This is a genomic window from Sedimentibacter sp. B4, from assembly GCF_000309315.1.
Taxonomy (GTDB): Bacteria; Bacillota; Clostridia; order Tissierellales; family Sedimentibacteraceae; genus Sedimentibacter; species Sedimentibacter saalensis.
This window is the reverse complement of the sequence record NZ_CANG01000627.1, coordinates 1-410: the sequence shown is the minus strand read 5'-3', so window position 1 is coordinate 410 and position 410 is coordinate 1. Positions and strand designations below refer to the sequence as shown.

Annotated in this window: 1 pseudogene; it reads right to left on the bottom strand. The window is 67.6% G+C overall.

The annotated features are described in order from the left end of the window. Window positions 1-410: pseudogene (locus tag BN358_RS23985) on the bottom strand (glycosyl transferase); the annotation flags it as partial.

The window sequence follows — 410 nt, the reverse complement described above, 5'->3', positions numbered from 1 at the left end:
GGATAGCCGCGTAATCGGTGCCGTACAGCACGAACTGGGCGGCGATGAAGACCGACTCTGCGGCGCCGCCGGCCTTGTTCTGTGTGGTCTGGAACGGTTCGCCCGGCTCGGCGGAGAAGCAGTTCAGGTTCAGGCAGTCGTTCCAGTCGGCGCGCCCGATCAGGGGCAGGCCGTGCGGGCCGAGGTGGTTGCGCACGAACTCGAAGGAGCGCACCAGGTGTTCCCAGAGGGGAGCTTCGCTGCCCGGCTCGTTGTCGAACGGCACCGGCTCGTCCAGGATCGAGTCGTCGCCGGTCTCCTTCAGGTAGCCGGCCACCCCCGCCACCAGCCACAGCGGGTCGTCGTTGAAGCCCGAGCCGACGTCGTTGTTCCCGCGCTTGGTCAGGGGCTGGTACTGGTGGTAGGCACTG